This window comes from Gluconobacter cadivus (assembly GCF_015244745.1).
In the GTDB taxonomy this organism is placed as follows: Bacteria; Pseudomonadota; Alphaproteobacteria; order Acetobacterales; family Acetobacteraceae; genus Gluconobacter; species Gluconobacter cadivus.
On record NZ_JABCQI010000001.1, the window covers coordinates 170,252 to 186,018 of the forward strand.

At 57.8% G+C, this 15,767-nt stretch carries 16 protein-coding genes and 2 tRNA genes; 7 read left to right on the forward strand and 11 right to left on the reverse strand.

What is annotated here, in order from left to right; translation table 11 throughout:
- Positions 1-28 precede the first annotated feature (28 nt).
- Together HKD28_RS00770 and HKD28_RS00775 are read right to left on the reverse strand one after the other, a co-directional pair.
- Complete coding sequence (locus HKD28_RS00770) at positions 29-601, reverse strand: recombinase family protein (RefSeq protein ID WP_194266492.1); 573 nt, start codon at positions 599-601, stop codon at positions 29-31.
- 127 nt (positions 602-728) lie between these two features.
- Positions 729-1,109, reverse strand: coding sequence for a plasmid mobilization protein (locus HKD28_RS00775; RefSeq protein ID WP_194266493.1), 381 nt, complete (start codon positions 1,107-1,109; stop codon positions 729-731).
- 233 nt (positions 1,110-1,342) lie between these two features.
- Between HKD28_RS00775 and HKD28_RS00780 the strand changes: the two genes are divergently transcribed.
- Positions 1,343-1,699, forward strand: coding sequence for a TraK family protein (locus HKD28_RS00780; protein WP_194266494.1), 357 nt, complete (start codon positions 1,343-1,345; stop codon positions 1,697-1,699).
- Positions 1,700-2,100: 401 nt separating this feature from the next.
- Here the strand turns inward: HKD28_RS00780 and HKD28_RS00785 are convergent, their stop codons facing one another.
- Both HKD28_RS00785 and HKD28_RS00790 read right to left on the reverse strand, forming a co-directional pair.
- Positions 2,101-2,958: a replication initiator protein A gene (locus HKD28_RS00785; protein ID WP_235993230.1), complete on the reverse strand. Its 858-nt coding sequence runs from the start codon at positions 2,956-2,958 to the stop codon at positions 2,101-2,103.
- A 9-nt stretch (positions 2,959-2,967) separates the two neighbouring features.
- Positions 2,968-3,189 (reverse strand): helix-turn-helix transcriptional regulator, encoded by a 222-nt coding sequence (locus tag HKD28_RS00790; RefSeq protein WP_086659313.1) that lies wholly within the window; start codon positions 3,187-3,189, stop codon positions 2,968-2,970.
- 109 nt (positions 3,190-3,298) lie between these two features.
- Here HKD28_RS00790 and HKD28_RS00795 point away from each other — a divergent pair, with 109 nt between their 5' ends.
- On the forward strand, positions 3,299-4,141 hold the full coding sequence (locus tag HKD28_RS00795) for a winged helix-turn-helix transcriptional regulator (RefSeq protein WP_194266495.1): 843 nt from the start codon (positions 3,299-3,301) through the stop codon (positions 4,139-4,141).
- On the opposite strand, the gene HKD28_RS00800 is transcribed toward HKD28_RS00795, so the two are convergent.
- Positions 4,138-5,334, reverse strand: a complete 1,197-nt coding sequence (locus HKD28_RS00800; RefSeq protein WP_194266496.1) for a tyrosine-type recombinase/integrase — start codon at positions 5,332-5,334, stop codon at positions 4,138-4,140. The two genes, HKD28_RS00795 and HKD28_RS00800, sit on opposite strands and share 4 nt — an antisense overlap.
- A 307-nt stretch (positions 5,335-5,641) precedes the next feature.
- Positions 5,642-7,264 (reverse strand): glutamine-hydrolyzing GMP synthase, encoded by a 1,623-nt coding sequence (gene guaA / locus HKD28_RS00805; RefSeq protein WP_194261473.1) that lies wholly within the window; start codon positions 7,262-7,264, stop codon positions 5,642-5,644.
- A 75-nt stretch (positions 7,265-7,339) separates the two neighbouring features.
- Between guaA and HKD28_RS00810 the strand changes: the two genes are divergently transcribed.
- From HKD28_RS00810 to HKD28_RS00820, 3 genes are all read left to right on the forward strand, one after another.
- Positions 7,340-7,717, forward strand: coding sequence for a hypothetical protein (locus HKD28_RS00810; protein WP_194266497.1), 378 nt, complete (start codon positions 7,340-7,342; stop codon positions 7,715-7,717).
- A 61-nt stretch (positions 7,718-7,778) separates the two neighbouring features.
- Positions 7,779-7,855 (forward strand) — tRNA-Arg (locus tag HKD28_RS00815).
- Between the two features lie 34 nt (positions 7,856-7,889).
- Positions 7,890-7,966 (forward strand) — tRNA-Arg (locus HKD28_RS00820).
- A gap of 35 nt (positions 7,967-8,001) precedes the next feature.
- Here HKD28_RS00820 and HKD28_RS00825 read toward each other — a convergent pair.
- The 3 genes from HKD28_RS00825 to HKD28_RS00835 all read right to left on the reverse strand — a co-directional run bounded on the left by HKD28_RS00825 (position 8,002) and on the right by HKD28_RS00835 (position 9,663).
- Positions 8,002-8,436 (reverse strand): response regulator, encoded by a 435-nt coding sequence (locus HKD28_RS00825; RefSeq protein ID WP_194261475.1) that lies wholly within the window; start codon positions 8,434-8,436, stop codon positions 8,002-8,004.
- Positions 8,437-8,581: 145 nt separating this feature from the next.
- A complete protein-coding gene (locus HKD28_RS00830; protein WP_194266498.1) occupies positions 8,582-9,277 on the reverse strand; it encodes a trypsin-like serine peptidase in 696 nt (231 codons plus the stop codon).
- A complete protein-coding gene (locus HKD28_RS00835; protein WP_194266499.1) occupies positions 9,274-9,663 on the reverse strand; it encodes a cytidine deaminase in 390 nt (129 codons plus the stop codon). Before HKD28_RS00835 ends, HKD28_RS00830 begins: the two co-directional genes overlap by 4 nt.
- A gap of 68 nt (positions 9,664-9,731) precedes the next feature.
- Between HKD28_RS00835 and lysA the strand changes: the two genes are divergently transcribed.
- Positions 9,732-11,087, forward strand: coding sequence for a diaminopimelate decarboxylase (gene lysA, locus HKD28_RS00840; protein WP_194266500.1), 1,356 nt, complete (start codon positions 9,732-9,734; stop codon positions 11,085-11,087).
- A complete protein-coding gene (locus HKD28_RS00845) occupies positions 11,080-13,767 on the forward strand; it encodes a DUF4175 domain-containing protein (protein WP_194266501.1) in 2,688 nt (895 codons plus the stop codon). Before lysA ends, HKD28_RS00845 begins: the two co-directional genes overlap by 8 nt.
- Before the next feature lie 82 nt (positions 13,768-13,849).
- Here HKD28_RS00845 and HKD28_RS00850 read toward each other — a convergent pair whose 3' ends face one another.
- On the reverse strand, positions 13,850-14,524 hold the full coding sequence (locus tag HKD28_RS00850; protein WP_194266502.1) for an HAD family acid phosphatase: 675 nt from the start codon (positions 14,522-14,524) through the stop codon (positions 13,850-13,852).
- Positions 14,521-15,687 carry an MFS transporter gene (locus tag HKD28_RS00855; RefSeq protein WP_194266503.1) on the reverse strand — a complete coding sequence of 389 codons (1,167 nt, stop codon included), beginning with the start codon at positions 15,685-15,687 and terminating at the stop codon, positions 14,521-14,523. Before HKD28_RS00855 ends, HKD28_RS00850 begins: the two co-directional genes overlap by 4 nt.
- Between the last annotated feature and the right edge of the window lie 80 nt (positions 15,688-15,767).

Below are 15,767 nucleotides of genomic sequence, written 5' to 3' on the forward strand. Positions count from 1 at the left end.
TTGATCGAGTGTTTATGTCCCCCAAAGGTCATGCATGCCTCGGGGCAACGACGCCTACGTGCTTGTAAAGCGTGGTCCGAGAAACTCCGTAACGTCGGGCCACGTCAGCAACCTGGATTTCTGGGTCGCGCAGGAGCGCCTTGATCTCGCGGACCTGCTTCTCCCCAAGCTTGGGTTTGCGGCCGCCGGAGCGGCCTCTAGCGCGCGCTGCGGCTAGGCCAGCCTGGGTGCGCTCGCGGATCAGGCTACGCTCGAACTCCGCTAGGGCAGCAAACACCTGAAAAACCAGCTTTCCAGCAGCACTGCCGGTCTCAATTTTCTCGGTTAGGCTTTCGAAGCTGATGCCGCTGCGCTCAAGATCAGCCACAATCTGCACCAAGTCGGGTAGACTGCGACCGAGCCTGTCTAAGCGCCACACCACGAGCGTGTCGCCGCTACGGAGAGCCTTGCGGCACTGCTCAAGCTCAGGGCGTGTAGCGCTCTTACCGCTCGCGGCCTCTTCATAGATGACACCGCACCCGGCCTGCTGAAGCGCGTCGCGCTGTAGATCCAGATGCTGGTCTTCCGTGGAGACCCGCGCATATCCAATACGCTGATTCATTGACGAAACCGGAACATTGAAAACTTGACGGCAATGCTAACCCAGCGGATGCCGTTCGGCGAGTCCGGAATGCCCATTTTCAACCTGTCCAGAAAATGACCGTTTTCTGAACAATGCAGTAGGCGTTCTAACGTCGAATTAAGGGCCGCATCTCACTTATCAAATCAGCAACCTGCTCTTGGCGTTCCAATATCTCGACCAAAGTCTCCCGAACGACCTTATTTGGCACTACAGCATCAGGCCGATCGACCAGCCATAGCTTGAGAAGACCACCAATGCGGCCCAGATCTCCTCTCAGCCTGAACAGTTCAAGAAAGGCCTCCTGATCGACACGACTAGGCGGACTATAGCCAAGAGCTAGGTTCCTCATCAGGGTGGAAGCCGGTAGCCTCACTTGGCGAGCCGTGAGCTCAATGGCTTCTTTTTCTTCTGCCGTCACTTTGACCGGAATACGTTGACCCGCCCTCGGTCCGATATTTTTTTGGCGTTTCTTCTCGATCTCGGTCACTAGACCGCCCCTTTACCAGCGTTGAGCCACAGGCGAACAAGCACGTTGCCGTGTACACGGCAACCTATCTTGCTTTCAGCCATCACACGACAAAATGCAATTATATGCGAACGTACCGTCGGCCCCACGATCAGGAAGATTTTCGCATATATTCGCCTATAATTGCATATATTGGATTATATTAGCACATATCCGCGCTTTAACGCGGTAGACATACCAAGGGAGTATTTACAATGACGCCAAATAAGAAAGGTATGGCTCGCGTGAGGTTTCTCGCCCTAAAGACCGCCATCGCAGAAGAAGTGGAACAAGGTTACAACAGGTCAGATATCTTCCAAAAACATCACGATGCCCTTCAGATGAGCTATAGTCAGTTCACGCGGCACGTGAGGGAATTTATTTTGGGACTGCCCTCACAGCAGCCCAAAAGAGAGCTGCCACCTGCCTCCTCCACAACCATTGAAAAACAAGGCCTGGAGGTATCTTCCGAACGCCGTGCTTTTAGCCCAAGGCCGATAAACTTCCATCCGAGCCCTGATCGTAAGCTCATTGCCCACTGGCTGTCCCCTGCGGAGGGCACAGAGAAATAATGAATTGCATGCCGTTTAAACGCTACGAGCAAAGCGTTTAAACACTCTCGTCCTCGGCACGAAGAACGTCCCTGAAGACATATCCCCAGCAGGAAGGGCCCCGTAGACGTTAAAAGAATATATTTAAGTTAAAACGCGCGCGCGTGTTAAGGGTTAGAAAAACACATAATATTCAATATGTTATATACCACTCGTGTGGGTAAAAGTACGTGTCTGGGCGTGGGTAAAGGTACGTGCTAATCCACAGGAAAACGTGGGTGAAGGTACGTGTCATTCCACAAAGCTATCGCACTTATCAACAGTGTGTTTTGGGAGGATCAGCTCCTCAATATCGCCCTGCTACTGAGCAAGCGAGCGCTTCTCAGCTACAAATTGCGAGCAGCCGCGTTTCAGCCCCGCCCTCATTTGGTAAAGAAAGTTACGTGGTCATGCTCTGTATCAAGCGACATCTGATAATCAGGTAGCAGGTTAATACCCGACAATTCCTTTACCTGCCGTCGAAACTCTCTCAAAGTCGCAGTACTGCCGCTTTTCGCGTACAAGACCATTACAGACACGCGCCATTTTGGCTGAAGACCACAATGTTTACGGGCAAGCTCATATATGCGCCGCTCAAGCGGCTTGCGGAGTTTGAAATAGTCCCGCGACAGGGTGAGAACCCGCATGGTCGCAACAGAACGGAATAGCCAGTGTGGCAAATCCACCTCGATGGCTATCACACGATCATCTGTTGGCGACTTTTCTACGATCCGCCATGAATCGATCAACCCAAAGCCACGCCGCTCACGTTGTCCGTTCGTCTCAATGTTAGTCTCGATGCCAGTCCCTCTCAGCCTTGCAAGCATACCGGCTATACGACGGTAGCTGAGCCCCCCTGTTGAGCGGTTCGTACTACGGAGAAAATCATAGGCCGTAAAACGCACTGTAGGTGCTATGGGGCGCCCACGATTCTTTGCCTCCACCAACTGGCTTATGCAATAAATCCACAAGTCCTTGTCATGTATGCTCGCACAACCATCCGCCCCGGGCTTCACGGTCACCACGAGACCGTTACGCTCATAGGTTCTTACACGCCTATCGCCCGCTTTTAACGCAAACAGTGGATGCTCCATGCTAACCGTGTCACCCTTTGGTGCAGCGGCCAGAATGTCTGCAACGAAAAAACCTTCCCGATGGCAGAGTTCTGCTGGGGAACATTTTGATGCCTTGCTGACGGCATGCTGTTCCCAGCGAATGGGAGACACAGGCGTTACAAACAAGCTCTGGAATCAGAAGCGCATACCAGGACGCTGCGCCTGAGCACCCTGTGCCCTGCGCGTCTCAATCCACTCCATGACCTCTTCGAGATCCCACGCCACGTTTCTACTGGTCAGAGCGATACGACGCGGAAACTCGCCACGCCGCTCCATATTGAAAATGGTTCTTTCGGCTAACGGGATCATCGCATGAAGCTTTTTGCGGTCGATAAGAACCCTAGCCGTGTTTCCCATTTCTCCTTCCTCTGCACCCCTACGACAATGTGCTTGAGGTTACCCGCCGCTGCCTGCTGCGGCTGGAAAAAAGATAGAATTTGGTTGACGACAAGGATATAAGTTGCCCATGCCTCAAGACCACGACATCTACCTTGCCTTTGATCCGATCCTTGGGCGCGTAATTTATCAAAAGGAAGCCACCGGTCGCATTAAGGCCAAGCTTTCAGATAATCTTACATGGTGCTTTTGTGAACTTTGCGAGAAACTTACCGAATATTCAGCTGTACGCTTCAATCCAGTAGTAATAAAAAGATTGAAAAATGGAAATGCTAAGCTCGTTCCCATAACAGAAAAGATGATTTTATTAGGGCTTGAGAAAGCAAAAAAACTAGCTGAGCATTATTCAGAGGCCTTATCAGGGAAATATGGACCTCATAAAGCAAGCCAAATGATCGCCCGCTATGGTGATCTAGTCGAGATGCGGGCAGATCGCTCTGTTGAGGGATTCCTAGAATACATTGAGCCAAAAATGAAATTTCGAGAGCATTTACTTCATGGTGAACTTGCTTGGACGACCCGCTTACCAGGATCCTCCCCTGATAGTCCCAAGCCTAGCAAGTTGTATTGCGAAAGACACAATCCCCGCAGAAGTATTTCGTCGAGAAGAGCCTATCAACGTGATCGGAGGTTTATTTGGGAATACCGTGCGCTTATGGAACAAATTTGGAGTCAAGGTTTCAATACTCTAACGCTCTCTGACTGGGACATTGAAGATCATGCTTTCGTTCGGAGAGAAGCATATAAGCAAGTCAAAGCCTTACGAGCCCCCACAAGCACGCTTGATGATTTTCTCTCAAAAGGCACAATGACGCAGGCGGAAATAGCTCGAGAACTAGGTATTTCACGCCAAGCTGTTTCGGCAGCCATTAAGCGGCGCGCTCTAAAAAATCTCCACGAAGGCAAGCGTTAACCTGGCTTGCTCGTCCATTCCTCAATCATATCAGCCCAGTCTTGAAGCATAGCGGTGCGCTGGTCACGATATTCGGCCTTATTATAAACAGCTCTTACACCTTTCTGCTCATGGGCAAGGCACTTCTCGATCCAATCAGTATTATAACCTGCCTCGTGCAGCAGAGTGCTTGCCGTCCTGCGCAAATCATGAGGACCAAATTTTGCGAGTGGCTTTCCTTCTTTCTGAGCAAGCCTGTAGGTCAGCGTGAGTACCTGATTAAGCGTTGCGCTACTCATCGGCTGATCAGTGTCGTACCGGGACGGCAAGATGTAATCTGATCCTCCGGAAAACGTCTTCAGGGCGATGAAAATATCGAGTGCCTGTCGCGACAGAAAGACCAAATGGGGGTTACGTCGTTTCATCCGCTCTTTTGGGATCGTCCAAAGCGCCTGACTAAAACTGATCTCGCTCCATGTTGCGTTGGTTAGCTCACTCTTCCGAACCATCGTCAGCAAAAGCAGTTTGGCTGCGGCCCGGATCGATGGGGTAGTGCCGATGCGCTCGATGTACTGATACATCAGGCCGATCTCTTCAGGCGTCAGAGCGCGATCCCTTGGCTCAAATTTTGCTATGCTAGTCGGACGAACCAGTTCAGCCGGATTTTCGACCCTCTGCCCTCGTTCGATAGCCCACCGGTAAACTTGAAACATCACCTCCCGGGCATGCACCGCAGTCGCCGGAGCGCCTCGTTCGACGATGGCATCGGTCAGTGCCCGCAGGTCTTCGTGGGTGATTTCAACAAGCTTCTGACTGGCAAATTTAGGCTTCAGTTCACGCTCGTAAACAGATTTGCGCATATCACGGGTGGAGTCCGCCATCTGATATCCGCGCAGCCACTTCTCGGCCCACGCTCCGAACGTCTCCACGCCCTTGATACGCGCCTTGTCGCGAGCTTTTTCTTTCGCAGGCGACTTACCTGCTGCAATCAGCTTTTTAGCCTCTCCTAATTGCTCACGGGCTTCGGCCAGAGTGATGCCCCCAACGCCATATCGCCCGAAGGTCAGGGTCTCCTGCCTGCCATGGATCGCATAGTTATATCGGAACGAGATGCTACCCGCAGGCGTCACGGCGACGTACAACCCATCGCGGTCGTTCACCTTGTAGAGCTTATCCGTCGGCTTAAGGTTGCGCAGTTTGGTATCGGTCAACATCAGTTCGTGGCACTCCAAACAGCGATACCATGATTGAAAACCATTAAAATAACTGGATAAAATCCTTATTATTCATATAGTTACTTCTTATTGATACCATGACACCCATAGAGTGCCTGACATGGTATCGATAAGAAACATAGCATCAGACTTAGTCAGTGCCATGCACCATGCCATAAAAAGTTGCTGCTTGGCGATACCGTTCGGTGCCAGACAATGCCGGACCAAAAAACAAAAAAAGCCCGCATTTCTGCGGGCTTTAAGGCACTTTCATGCCGGGTAATACCATCCTATGCCAGACGCGGGATCATTCCCACTCGATCGTGCCGGGCGGCTTGGACGTGATGTCGTAGGTCACGCGGTTGATGCCGCGCACTTCGTTGACAATACGGCCTGCAACGCGGTTCAGGAACTCGAAGTCGAACGGATAGACTTCCGCCGTCATGCCATCCGTGCTGGTCACGGCGCGCAGGGCGCAGGCCTGATCGTAGGTCCGGCCATCGCCCATGACGCCCACGGTCCGCACCGGCAGCAGAACCGCAAAAGCCTGCCAGATCGCATCGTAAAGTCCGGCGCGGCGGATTTCCTCAAGATAGATCACGTCCACTTTACGCAGCAGATCGAGCTTTTCCTTCGTCACATCGCCCGGAATACGGATCGCCAGTCCCGGTCCCGGGAACGGATGCCGTCCAACGATGCTTTCGGGAATCCCGAGCTCGCGGCCCAGCATCCGGACTTCGTCCTTGAACAACTCACGCAGCGGCTCGACCAGTTCCATGTTCATGCGGTCCGGCAGGCCGCCGACATTGTGATGGGACTTGATGGTCACGGACGGACCGCCCGAGAAGCTCACGCTCTCGATCACATCCGGATACAGCGTACCCTGTGCGAGGAACTGTGCACCGCCTAGCTTCGCGGCTTCTTCCTCGAAGACCTCAATAAACAGACGGCCAATCGTTTTGCGCTTGGTTTCCGGGTCCGTCACGCCAGCCAGTTCCTTGAGGAACAGCTCGGACGCATCACGATGCACAAGACGAATGTTGAAGCGGCCACGGAACGTCTTGACGACCTCGTCCGCCTCGCCCGTCCGCATAATGCCCGGATCCACGAAAATGCAGGTGAGCTGATCGCCAATCGCATCATGGATCAGTTTTGCAGCCACCGAACTGTCCACACCACCGGACAGACCACAGATCACCCGACCCGAGCCGACCTGCTTGCGGATACGCGCGATTTCCAGATCGCGGAAACCCGCCATCGTCCAGCTGCCGCTGCAACCCGCGACGTTATGCGTGAAGTTGCGGATCAGCGCTGCACCATGCGGCGTATGCACAACTTCCGGATGGAATTGCACGCCATACAGACGACGTCCCTCATCCGCGATGATCGCAAATGGCGCACCTTCGGAATGGGCGACGGCACGGAAGCCCGGCGGAAGCTGCGTCACGCGGTCGCCGTGGCTCATCCAGACCTGTTCACGCTTACCGCGCGCCCAGACGCCACGAAACAGCGAGCAGTCTTCGGCAATATCGATATAGGCCCGACCGAATTCGCGATGATCGTGGTTTTCGACCTTGCCACCCAGCTGCTGGCACATGGCCTGCTGGCCGTAGCAGATGCCCAGCACAGGGCGGTTCAGAGCAAAAACCACCTCTGGAACTGGCGGTGCATTCTCGTCATGGACGCTGGCCGGGCTGCCGGAGAGGATAATACCGCGCGGATTGAAAGCGCGGATTTTTTCCTCGGTCGCCGTGTATGGCCAGATCTCGCAGTACACACCGCTTTCGCGGACGCGGCGCGCAATGAGCTGCGTCACCTGACTGCCGAAATCCAGAATGAGGATACGGTCTTCGTGAAGAGTTTCGTCGAGCTTTTCGACGGTGCTGGCGTCCTGCTGGGTCAATGTCGTGGCCTCGCGTTCCGGTTTCATGGTGCCTTTTGAGGCTCTCCTATAAGGTGTTGTGTCGTCTGCGTCATCCATTCTGCAACATCGAACAGGAACAACATGCGCCTGCCAGCATTTTTCGCCATTTCCGCCACGGCCCTGCTTGCCGCATGTGTGGGCACGCCTGACCCCGGCCACGATCCAACCGGTTCCTGGGTTGGTGCTCTTGTTACGGATCAGGGAACATGCCCGACCGAGCACCCCTCCACCCTTCGTATAAGAGGCAGAGAGATCCTGTTCACACCCGCCGACGGCTCACAGGTTCTTCACGGCACCTACACACCCGGCAACCAGCACTATCATGCAGAACTCGCCATGACGGATCTGGACCACCATCCCACAGCCGCCGTCTTCAACGGCTACCCCGTCGGACAGGCGATCGGCGGCATTTTTGGCTCGCCGTCATGCCGCGCTCATATCACCATGACGCGAAACTGAAATTTTTTCGAAAGCGGGGTTGTCAGGTCAGTTAAGCCTCTGTAAAACCCCGCCTCACAGCGCACCCGTAGCTCAACTGGATAGAGCACCAGACTACGAATCTGGGGGTTAGAGGTTCAAGTCCTTTCGGGTGCACCAGTCTTCTCCTGATGAAGACTTATACAATGTGTCCGCACCCGTAGCTCAACTGGATAGAGCACCAGACTACGAATCTGGGGGTTAGAGGTTCAAGTCCTTTCGGGTGCACCACATTGCCTTCCCCTTACGATACTTTACTTACTAATTCAGTGGCGCACACGTTCAAGGCAGCGATAGACCTCGTCCCATTCATAGGGCTTGGCCAGAAACATCGTGCCGCCCGGCAACTCCCCCAGTTCCTGAATCCGGGTTCCTGACGTCAGGACAAGACCGATATCAGGGTGCTGTTCGCGAATCGCATGCGCAAGACCCACGCCATCCATATTACCGGGCATATTGACGTCGGAAAAAATCGTACAGATGTCCGGGTGCCGGGCCAGAACAGCCAGCGCCTCGTCAGCATCCGCCGCAAGCGACGTCTCGTAACCAGCCTCTTCCAGCATGTCCGCAGCGAGGAATCGCAGAAGCGCCTGATCTTCAACGACCAGAACGTGCTTTCTGTCGATTTTTTTACTCTCCCCCTGCGCGTTTCCCTGCGGAACGACGCTGGATGATGCTCCCTTCATGGACATGACATACATGGCAGTTACTTTCCGGGATTAAAAAACCTTTAACACCATAATGGTGTCGTCTTTTCAACAACGCGGAAACACGGCTCATGTTTGCATGAGTGAATTTTTTCTGACGCAAATCTTACGCATTATGCTTTGCGGAAACACGCAAATTTCAGTGCGGCAAGGGTGCGGCAAACCCGCCCCGCTCCGGCGTCGCCAGAACATCGATACCCACAATCCCCCACTGGCCGTCTGGCTGGCGTGCCAGAAGGGGGCCACCGCTGTCTCCGCGTGTTGCCGAACAGTCATGATGGATCAAACCATTCCCTGACAAACCATTGATATAACAGGAAATATCTCCATACGGGACTTCCGACCGATCCTGCGGATATCCGACCAGCATCGCAGCCGCGCCCATCTCTGCTGCGCCGTAAGGAACAAGATCGGCCGACGCGATGACCTTGCGGTCCAGCACCAGCGTTGCCCGATCCTCGGACGCCGTGCCGCCCTCGTTTTCAGGGTCGTAACCGGGCGCAATAACAAACTGTGTCACCTGCGCATGAAGACGGTAATGTCCGAGCATATAGCCCATCAGGACATGAACATCCTCAGGTTGGATATAGTGACGCGTCGCAGGCAGCCATAGACAGTGCGCCGCCGTCACCATGACGGTCGGTGCCACGGCGAATCCCGTGCAACGACTACCGAGGGAGGTCTGGACGCGCCCTAGAATCTTCCAGGGCGCCTTATTCACATCCACCACGCTGCGATGGCTGTCAGGTCCGAGTCCCGGCAGCGCGACACCCGGAGCGGCGAACGCTGCTGCGCCGCAGATCCAGAACATCAGCAGCGCAGCGGCGCCTTTCATCCCAGATGATCCGGGCCGAACGCATCAGGCAACAGTTCGGCCAGAGTCCGGGTCAGAAGAATATCCCCTTTGGGCGAGATCATATGCACCCGCAGGTCCGGCAGACCGAACTCCCGCAGTTTCTGCCGACACCCGCCACAGGGCGTACACGGCGCATCGCCGCCCACGACCACGATTTCCTCAATCCGCCGTCCCCCAGCACGGATCATGGAGGCAATCGCACCGGCCTCCGCACATGTTCCCAGCGGATAGGCGGCGTTCTCGACATTGCAGCCTGAATGAACAACACCCTCACACCGCAAGGCCGCGCCCACCTGAAAGCGCGAATAGGGTGCATAAGCACGCGAACGGGCCTCAAGGGCCTCCCGGATCAGTTCCTGTATCATACCGATGATATTATCCCCTGCGGGTTCAGCTTGGAACATGCTTCCAAGAGCGATACGGTATCACCATCATGAGTGCACCGCTTCCCTCCGATCCCGCTACCGACCCGTCCTTCCACGACATGCTGGACACCCGCCCTTCCCTGACGATGGATGCACGGGACGGCCTCGTGTTCGAAGGCGTGCCCCTACACGTCATCGCGGCCGCTGTCGGCACGCCGTGCTGGATCACAGGAGCAGAAACGCTGCGACGGCGGGCAAAAGCCCTGCGCGCGGCGTTCGAGGCTCGGAACCTGCCGATCAGCATGCATTTCGCCATGAAATCGCAGGACCATCAGGCCACACTCGCCATCCTGCGGCAGTGCGGTTACGGCGTGGATATCGTCAGCGGCGGCGAAATGCAGCGCGCGCTCCATGCCGGGATCCAACCCTCGAAGATCGTTTTCTCCGGCGTTGGGAAATCCGATGCGGAACTGCGGGCAGCCGTTGAACACGATATCGCGCAGGTTAATGTCGAAAGCGTCGAAGAACTATACCGCCTCGACGACATTGCCCGCGCCTGCGGTCGCGTCGCACGTGCTGCCCTGCGTGTTAATCCGGACGTGGACGCCGACACTCATGACAAGATTTCCACAGGTCGCGCCGGAGACAAATTCGGTATCGAACACCGCCGCGCCGTGGCCCTGTATAGTGAAGCCGCCAGCCTGAAGAACGTCCGCCTCGTTGGCCTTGCCGTTCATCTGGGCAGCCAGATGCTGACCGCAGGCCCTTTCCGCGAAGGCTATACCCGACTGGCCGATATGGTCCGCGAAATCCGCGCCGCCGGTCACACCGTCGAAGCCGTGGACTGCGGCGGCGGCCTCGGTATCCGCTATCGTGACGAAATCGCTCCCTCGCCCGATATGCTCGCAGGCGTTATTGCCGAGACGCTGGGGGACCTTGGTGTCCGCCTCAGCATCGAACCCGGCCGCTGGCTTTCCGCACCAACCGGCATTCTACTAAGCCGCGTGATCGAAACGAAAGCTGGCAATCCAGATTTCGTTGTGCTCGACGCTGCCATGAACGATCTGGCCCGTCCATCCCTGTACGAATCCTGGCACGGCATCATGCCAGTCGCCCCCAATGGCCTGACCAGCCCGACAAAACTCTGGGATATCGTCGGTCCGGTCTGCGAAAGCAGCGATATCTTCGCCCGTGATCGCGCGCTCCCTGCGGATACGAAACGTGGTGACCTGATCGCCCTGCTCGACACCGGCGCTTATGGATTTGTCATGAGTTCCACCTATAATTCCCGCCCGCTCGCCGCGCAGGTTCTGATCGACAATGGGAAATGGGATATTATCCGCCAGCCCCAGAGTGTTGCAGAACTGATTGCCGTTGAAACCGTCCCCGAATGGCTGACAGCAGCTGGGAATGACCATGGCTGAGCCAAACCCGGCCCTCCATCTCAAAACCCTGCGCCGCAAGGCCCAGCGCGTCCTGTGGTGGGAACGGGCCTGGGAGCCCCTGCGCTGGCCTCTGCTTCTGGTGGCGTTCTATGGTCTGGCCAGCCTTGCACGCATTCCGCAGTCCCTGCCCGACTGGTTGCACGCGCTACTCGAAATCGGTGTGCTCGGCGCAGCCCTCTGGTTAACCGTTACAGGCCTGCGTCGTGTCGCCCCCGTGAGCATCCCGGCAGCAGACCGCAGGATCGAGCACGATTCCCGCCTCGCCCGCCAGCCACTCCTCAGCCTGACGGACCGCCCGGCTTTTGCCGGAAACGGCGAACAGTCCGCCATCTGGGCGCGCCATGTCGAACGCGTTACAGCATCGCTCGGGACGCTCCGCGTCGGTCTTCCGCATCCCGAGACCAGCCTGCAAGACCGCATTGGGCTCGTCGCTGTCCCTCTGGCCCTGATCGGTGCCGCGCTGCTGGCAAGCACACACACGCCGTCACGTCTTTACGCCGGACTAGTCCCCGGCGTGGACGATGACAGCGTCCCGCTCCCGACCCTTCAGGCCTGGATCGACAGACCGCCTTACGCTCCCGGCGCGCCCATTTTCCTGTCCTCAACGGGCCGCACCTCGCTTGATGTGCCGCAGGGTTCGATCCTGAACGCCACCATCACCGGCGCTCACGGAAAACCCACTTTGTCCGGCATCGCCTCTCCTGAACAGAGCCGTCTGGATGCCGGAAGCTGGAACAGCCACGGTACGCTCCAGCAATCCGGGACTGTCCGCATCGTCGTTCGTGGCCGCACTCTCGGCGCATGGCATGTGACCATTGAGCCCGATCTGCCCCCGACCGTCACGTGGGACGGCAAGCCGGGCCCCCAGAAAGACAATCAGAAAGACGACTGGCGCACCGACCTGCCCTGGCACATCCACCAGACCTATGGCGTAGAGTCGCTTGAGGCAGAAATCCACCTGCCCGGCCTCTCGCGCGGCCGGATCCTGCGCGTTCCAATCCCCCTCGATGGTCATCCGAAGAACACGAAAGGGATCGCCACTCCGGATCTCTCTTCCGATCCTTTTGCGGGAATGGACGTTGAAGGTCGCCTGCACGCCAAAAGCGTTTCGGGTCGCGAAAGCCGAAGCGATCTGATCAAATTCCAGATCGGCGCCCGCAAATTCACCGACCCGCTGGCCCGCGCCCTCGTGGCTTTGCGCCGTCGCCTCATGCTCGGGCAGGAACGCGCCTCAAAGGCCTCGGACGAACTGGAACTCCTGACACAGACAACCGACGAACGCGCGATCCTTGCAGCGCTGGGTCTGGAAATTGCGTCCCTTCGCAAAGACGCTCCGGAAGGCTCCGCAGGTCGCGTCCCCGGTGATCTTTGGGCGCTTGCGCTCTATCTGGACGATCTACACCGTGACGGCCCCGAAATCGCCGATGCCGCAGCTGAAGTCCGCGCAGCCCAGCAGGGCGTGCAGCAGCAGCTCGACCACATGCGCGATCTGGGAGAAAAAGGTCATACTCTTCCTGAACAGGAAGAACTCCAGCGCCGCACACAGGCTCTCAAGGACGCCCTGAACCGCCGGATGCAGCTCCTGTTCGAACGCGCCGCGCAGAGCGGGATCATGATGCCGCAATCCGGCACCAGCTCGGCCGATCCGTTCTCAGACGAAATGCGCCGCCTCCAGTCCGAAGCCAATCAGGGTCATGGCGACGAAGCCCTCCGGCGTCTCCAGCAGATGGAAGATATGGCCGAGCGCATGCGTCAGGCGCGCCCAGAGGATCTCAAGGCGCTTGCCGCCCAGATGAAGGCGCAGGCCGAAGCACAGGCGCAGCGCGCGGCCCTGCATGATCTCGTCCACCGCGAGACCACGCTGCTCGACCACACGCAGTCCCGCCTTTCCGCCGCCCGCAAGGCCGCAGCACCGCCCGATGACGGCAATCCCCCCGATGTCAGCCAGATGTCCACGGCGGACCTGCTCCGCCAGCTTGGGATGCAGCCACCTGCCGGAATGGATCAGCCTGCCGACAAACCGCCCGCCCCGGTCGATCCGGCGACGGTTGCTGCCCAGTCCGACGGGCGCCGTGCGGATCACGCCCTGCAACGCGCCCTTCAGCGCGTGAACGATATCCTGAGCCACCGCGTCAAGGATCTGACCGGCAAGCCCGCCACAGCCTTCGACAAGGCCAAAACGGACATGCAGAGCGCTCGCGAAGCCCTCGCGGACCGCAAGGACGCCGACGCCCAGACAGCCGAGCAGAAAGTTCTGGCCGACCTGTCCGAAGCCGGAAAGCAGATGCGCCAGAACCAGAAATCCGGCGGGTCCGGCAAGGGCGGACAGGGTGGAGGCAGCCTGAGCTTTATCCCCTCCGGTGGTGCAGGCGGTTCCGGAAAACCCCAGCACGGCGCAAAGGGCCAGCAGGGCGATGACGGTGACCAGCCGCAGGCTGGCGATGAAGACGGCGGTGATGAGGACCAGAAGGATCAGGATCCGCTGGGCCGTAAACTCGGCGAAGGTGACAAAGGCAAGGATTCGGACGCCCATATCCCGGACAAAAGCGCCCGGGACCGCGCCCGGGACATCGAACGCGAACTCCGCCGCCGCGCCTCGGACCGCACGCGCCCGCAGAGCGAACTGGACTATCTGGAACGGCTCCTCAAATCGTTCTGAGACAAAAAAGCCCGGTGCCATCGAGGCACCGGGCTTTTTCAGAGGTGGCAAAGACGATCCTGCCCCCCCGAATTACATAATATTACGGAACACGATAGAACGGATTCGGGAGCAGAAAAGTCTTTTCTGCAAAGCCACCGCTCAGGTCGGACGGCTGATCCCCAAGACTTGCAATAATTGTATAGCCTTTACGCTCGATCCGCTCGCGCGTCGGTGCCTTGTACAAGGCTGCATATCCATGGGAGGTCATCGGTCGCAGATACAGCCCGTCCCAGTGCTGGATTCCCGCCAGATGCAGGTTCCGCTCGGTTGCGTCCCGCTCGTCCTCATGACGTCCTGTCACGAAAAACACCGCAACATGATTCGCCTGAGCCTCTGCGATCAGCGCCCGCATGGACGCAAAAGCCGGGGCGTGGCCACTCTTTTCCCAGGCGATCGCCCCACACGGCCCTTTTGGCAGGGCGTCGCACGGGCCCGCCGGAATATAGCCGAAATCATCGGCGCGGATCTCGTCCCAGTTGGACAAGGTCGTCTCGTCGATATCCAGAACGATTGCGGGATGACGCGTCTTAGGCGCCGTCTGTTTGATCCACTGGCGCGCCTGAGCAACCACGGCGTCGAAATCGCGCTGATAATCGCCGCTGTCGTGATAGGCGCTGGCGGCCATAATGGCATCGCCAACATTCGCAGGCTGTGCGGCCAGCGCCGAGAGGGGCGCAACAAACAGGCTGGTGGCGAGCAGGAGGGAACGGATCATGGAGGAGCCACCTTTCGTGACAGAAGAACAAGCCCGACCCCGACCAGCGCCAGAGCCGTACCAATGACGGACACACCGCCATAGCCCAACCCCATGGACAGTGCGATCCCTCCCAGAGCCGCACCGATCGCATTGCCAAGGTTGAACGCCCCGATATTCATGGACGACGCCAGCGCAGGCGCATCATGCGCGGCCTGCATCACCCGCATCTGAAGCGCAGGCATGAGCGCAAAGGTCGCCGCCCCCCACAGCAGCGCCGCAAACAGTGCGCCCGGTACACTCTGCGCCATCCACGGGAAGATCAGCATGATCACGCCAAGGATGGGGAAAAAGACCAGCAGGCTCCCATCCAAAGAGCGATCCGCGCTCCGGCCGCCTATGGCATTACCAATCGAGAACCCTACCCCGGTCAGCATCAGCGCCAGAGTGATGATGGTCGGGCTGGCATGGGTGATGTGTTCGAGGATTGGCGCGATATAGGTGTAGAGCACGAACATCGCCCCCGCGCCGATCGCCGTCGTCAGCAGCGCCAGAAGTACATTGCCCTTCACGAGAACCCGCAATTCGCGCCCGACCTCCGGGGCCGGGCCAATCTCGCGGGCCGGCAGGGCAAACTGCACGGCCAGCATGGTCACGAGCCCCAGTATGGCCGTCACGCCGAATGCGCTGTGCCAGCCGAAATTCAGCCCGAGCCATGTCATTGCTGGAACACCAACGATATTGGCGATCGTAAGCCCCATGAACATGGACGCCACCGCACTCGCCCGGCGCGCTGGCGCGACAGACAGCGAAGCCTCCACGGCTCCCAGCCCGAAGAACGCCCCATGCGCCAGACTGGTCAGGACGCGTGAGGCAAACAGCAGGTCATAGCTGGCGGAGACCGCAGAGAGCAGGTTCCCTGCCACATACAGCCCCATCAGCAGGATCAGGGCCAGTTTTCGGCGAAAACGCGCCATCAGCAGCGTAATGACGGGCGCGCCCAGCATCACACCCACGGCATAGGCCGTCACCAGTCCACCCGCCTTGGGCACACTGACCTGAAGACCATGCGCGATGACAGGCAAAAGGCCCATCGGTGTAAATTCTGTGGTGCCGATGGCAAAGGCGCCAACGGCGAGCGAAAGCAGTGGCCAGTTTGGGGACGATTTCGCTGCCAGTTTCAAGACCGGTCTCCGGGACGACAGATTGTTCGAGATTTATCGAACCCTGCCACACCCGGAATCCCCGGACAACCCAAAGCTGT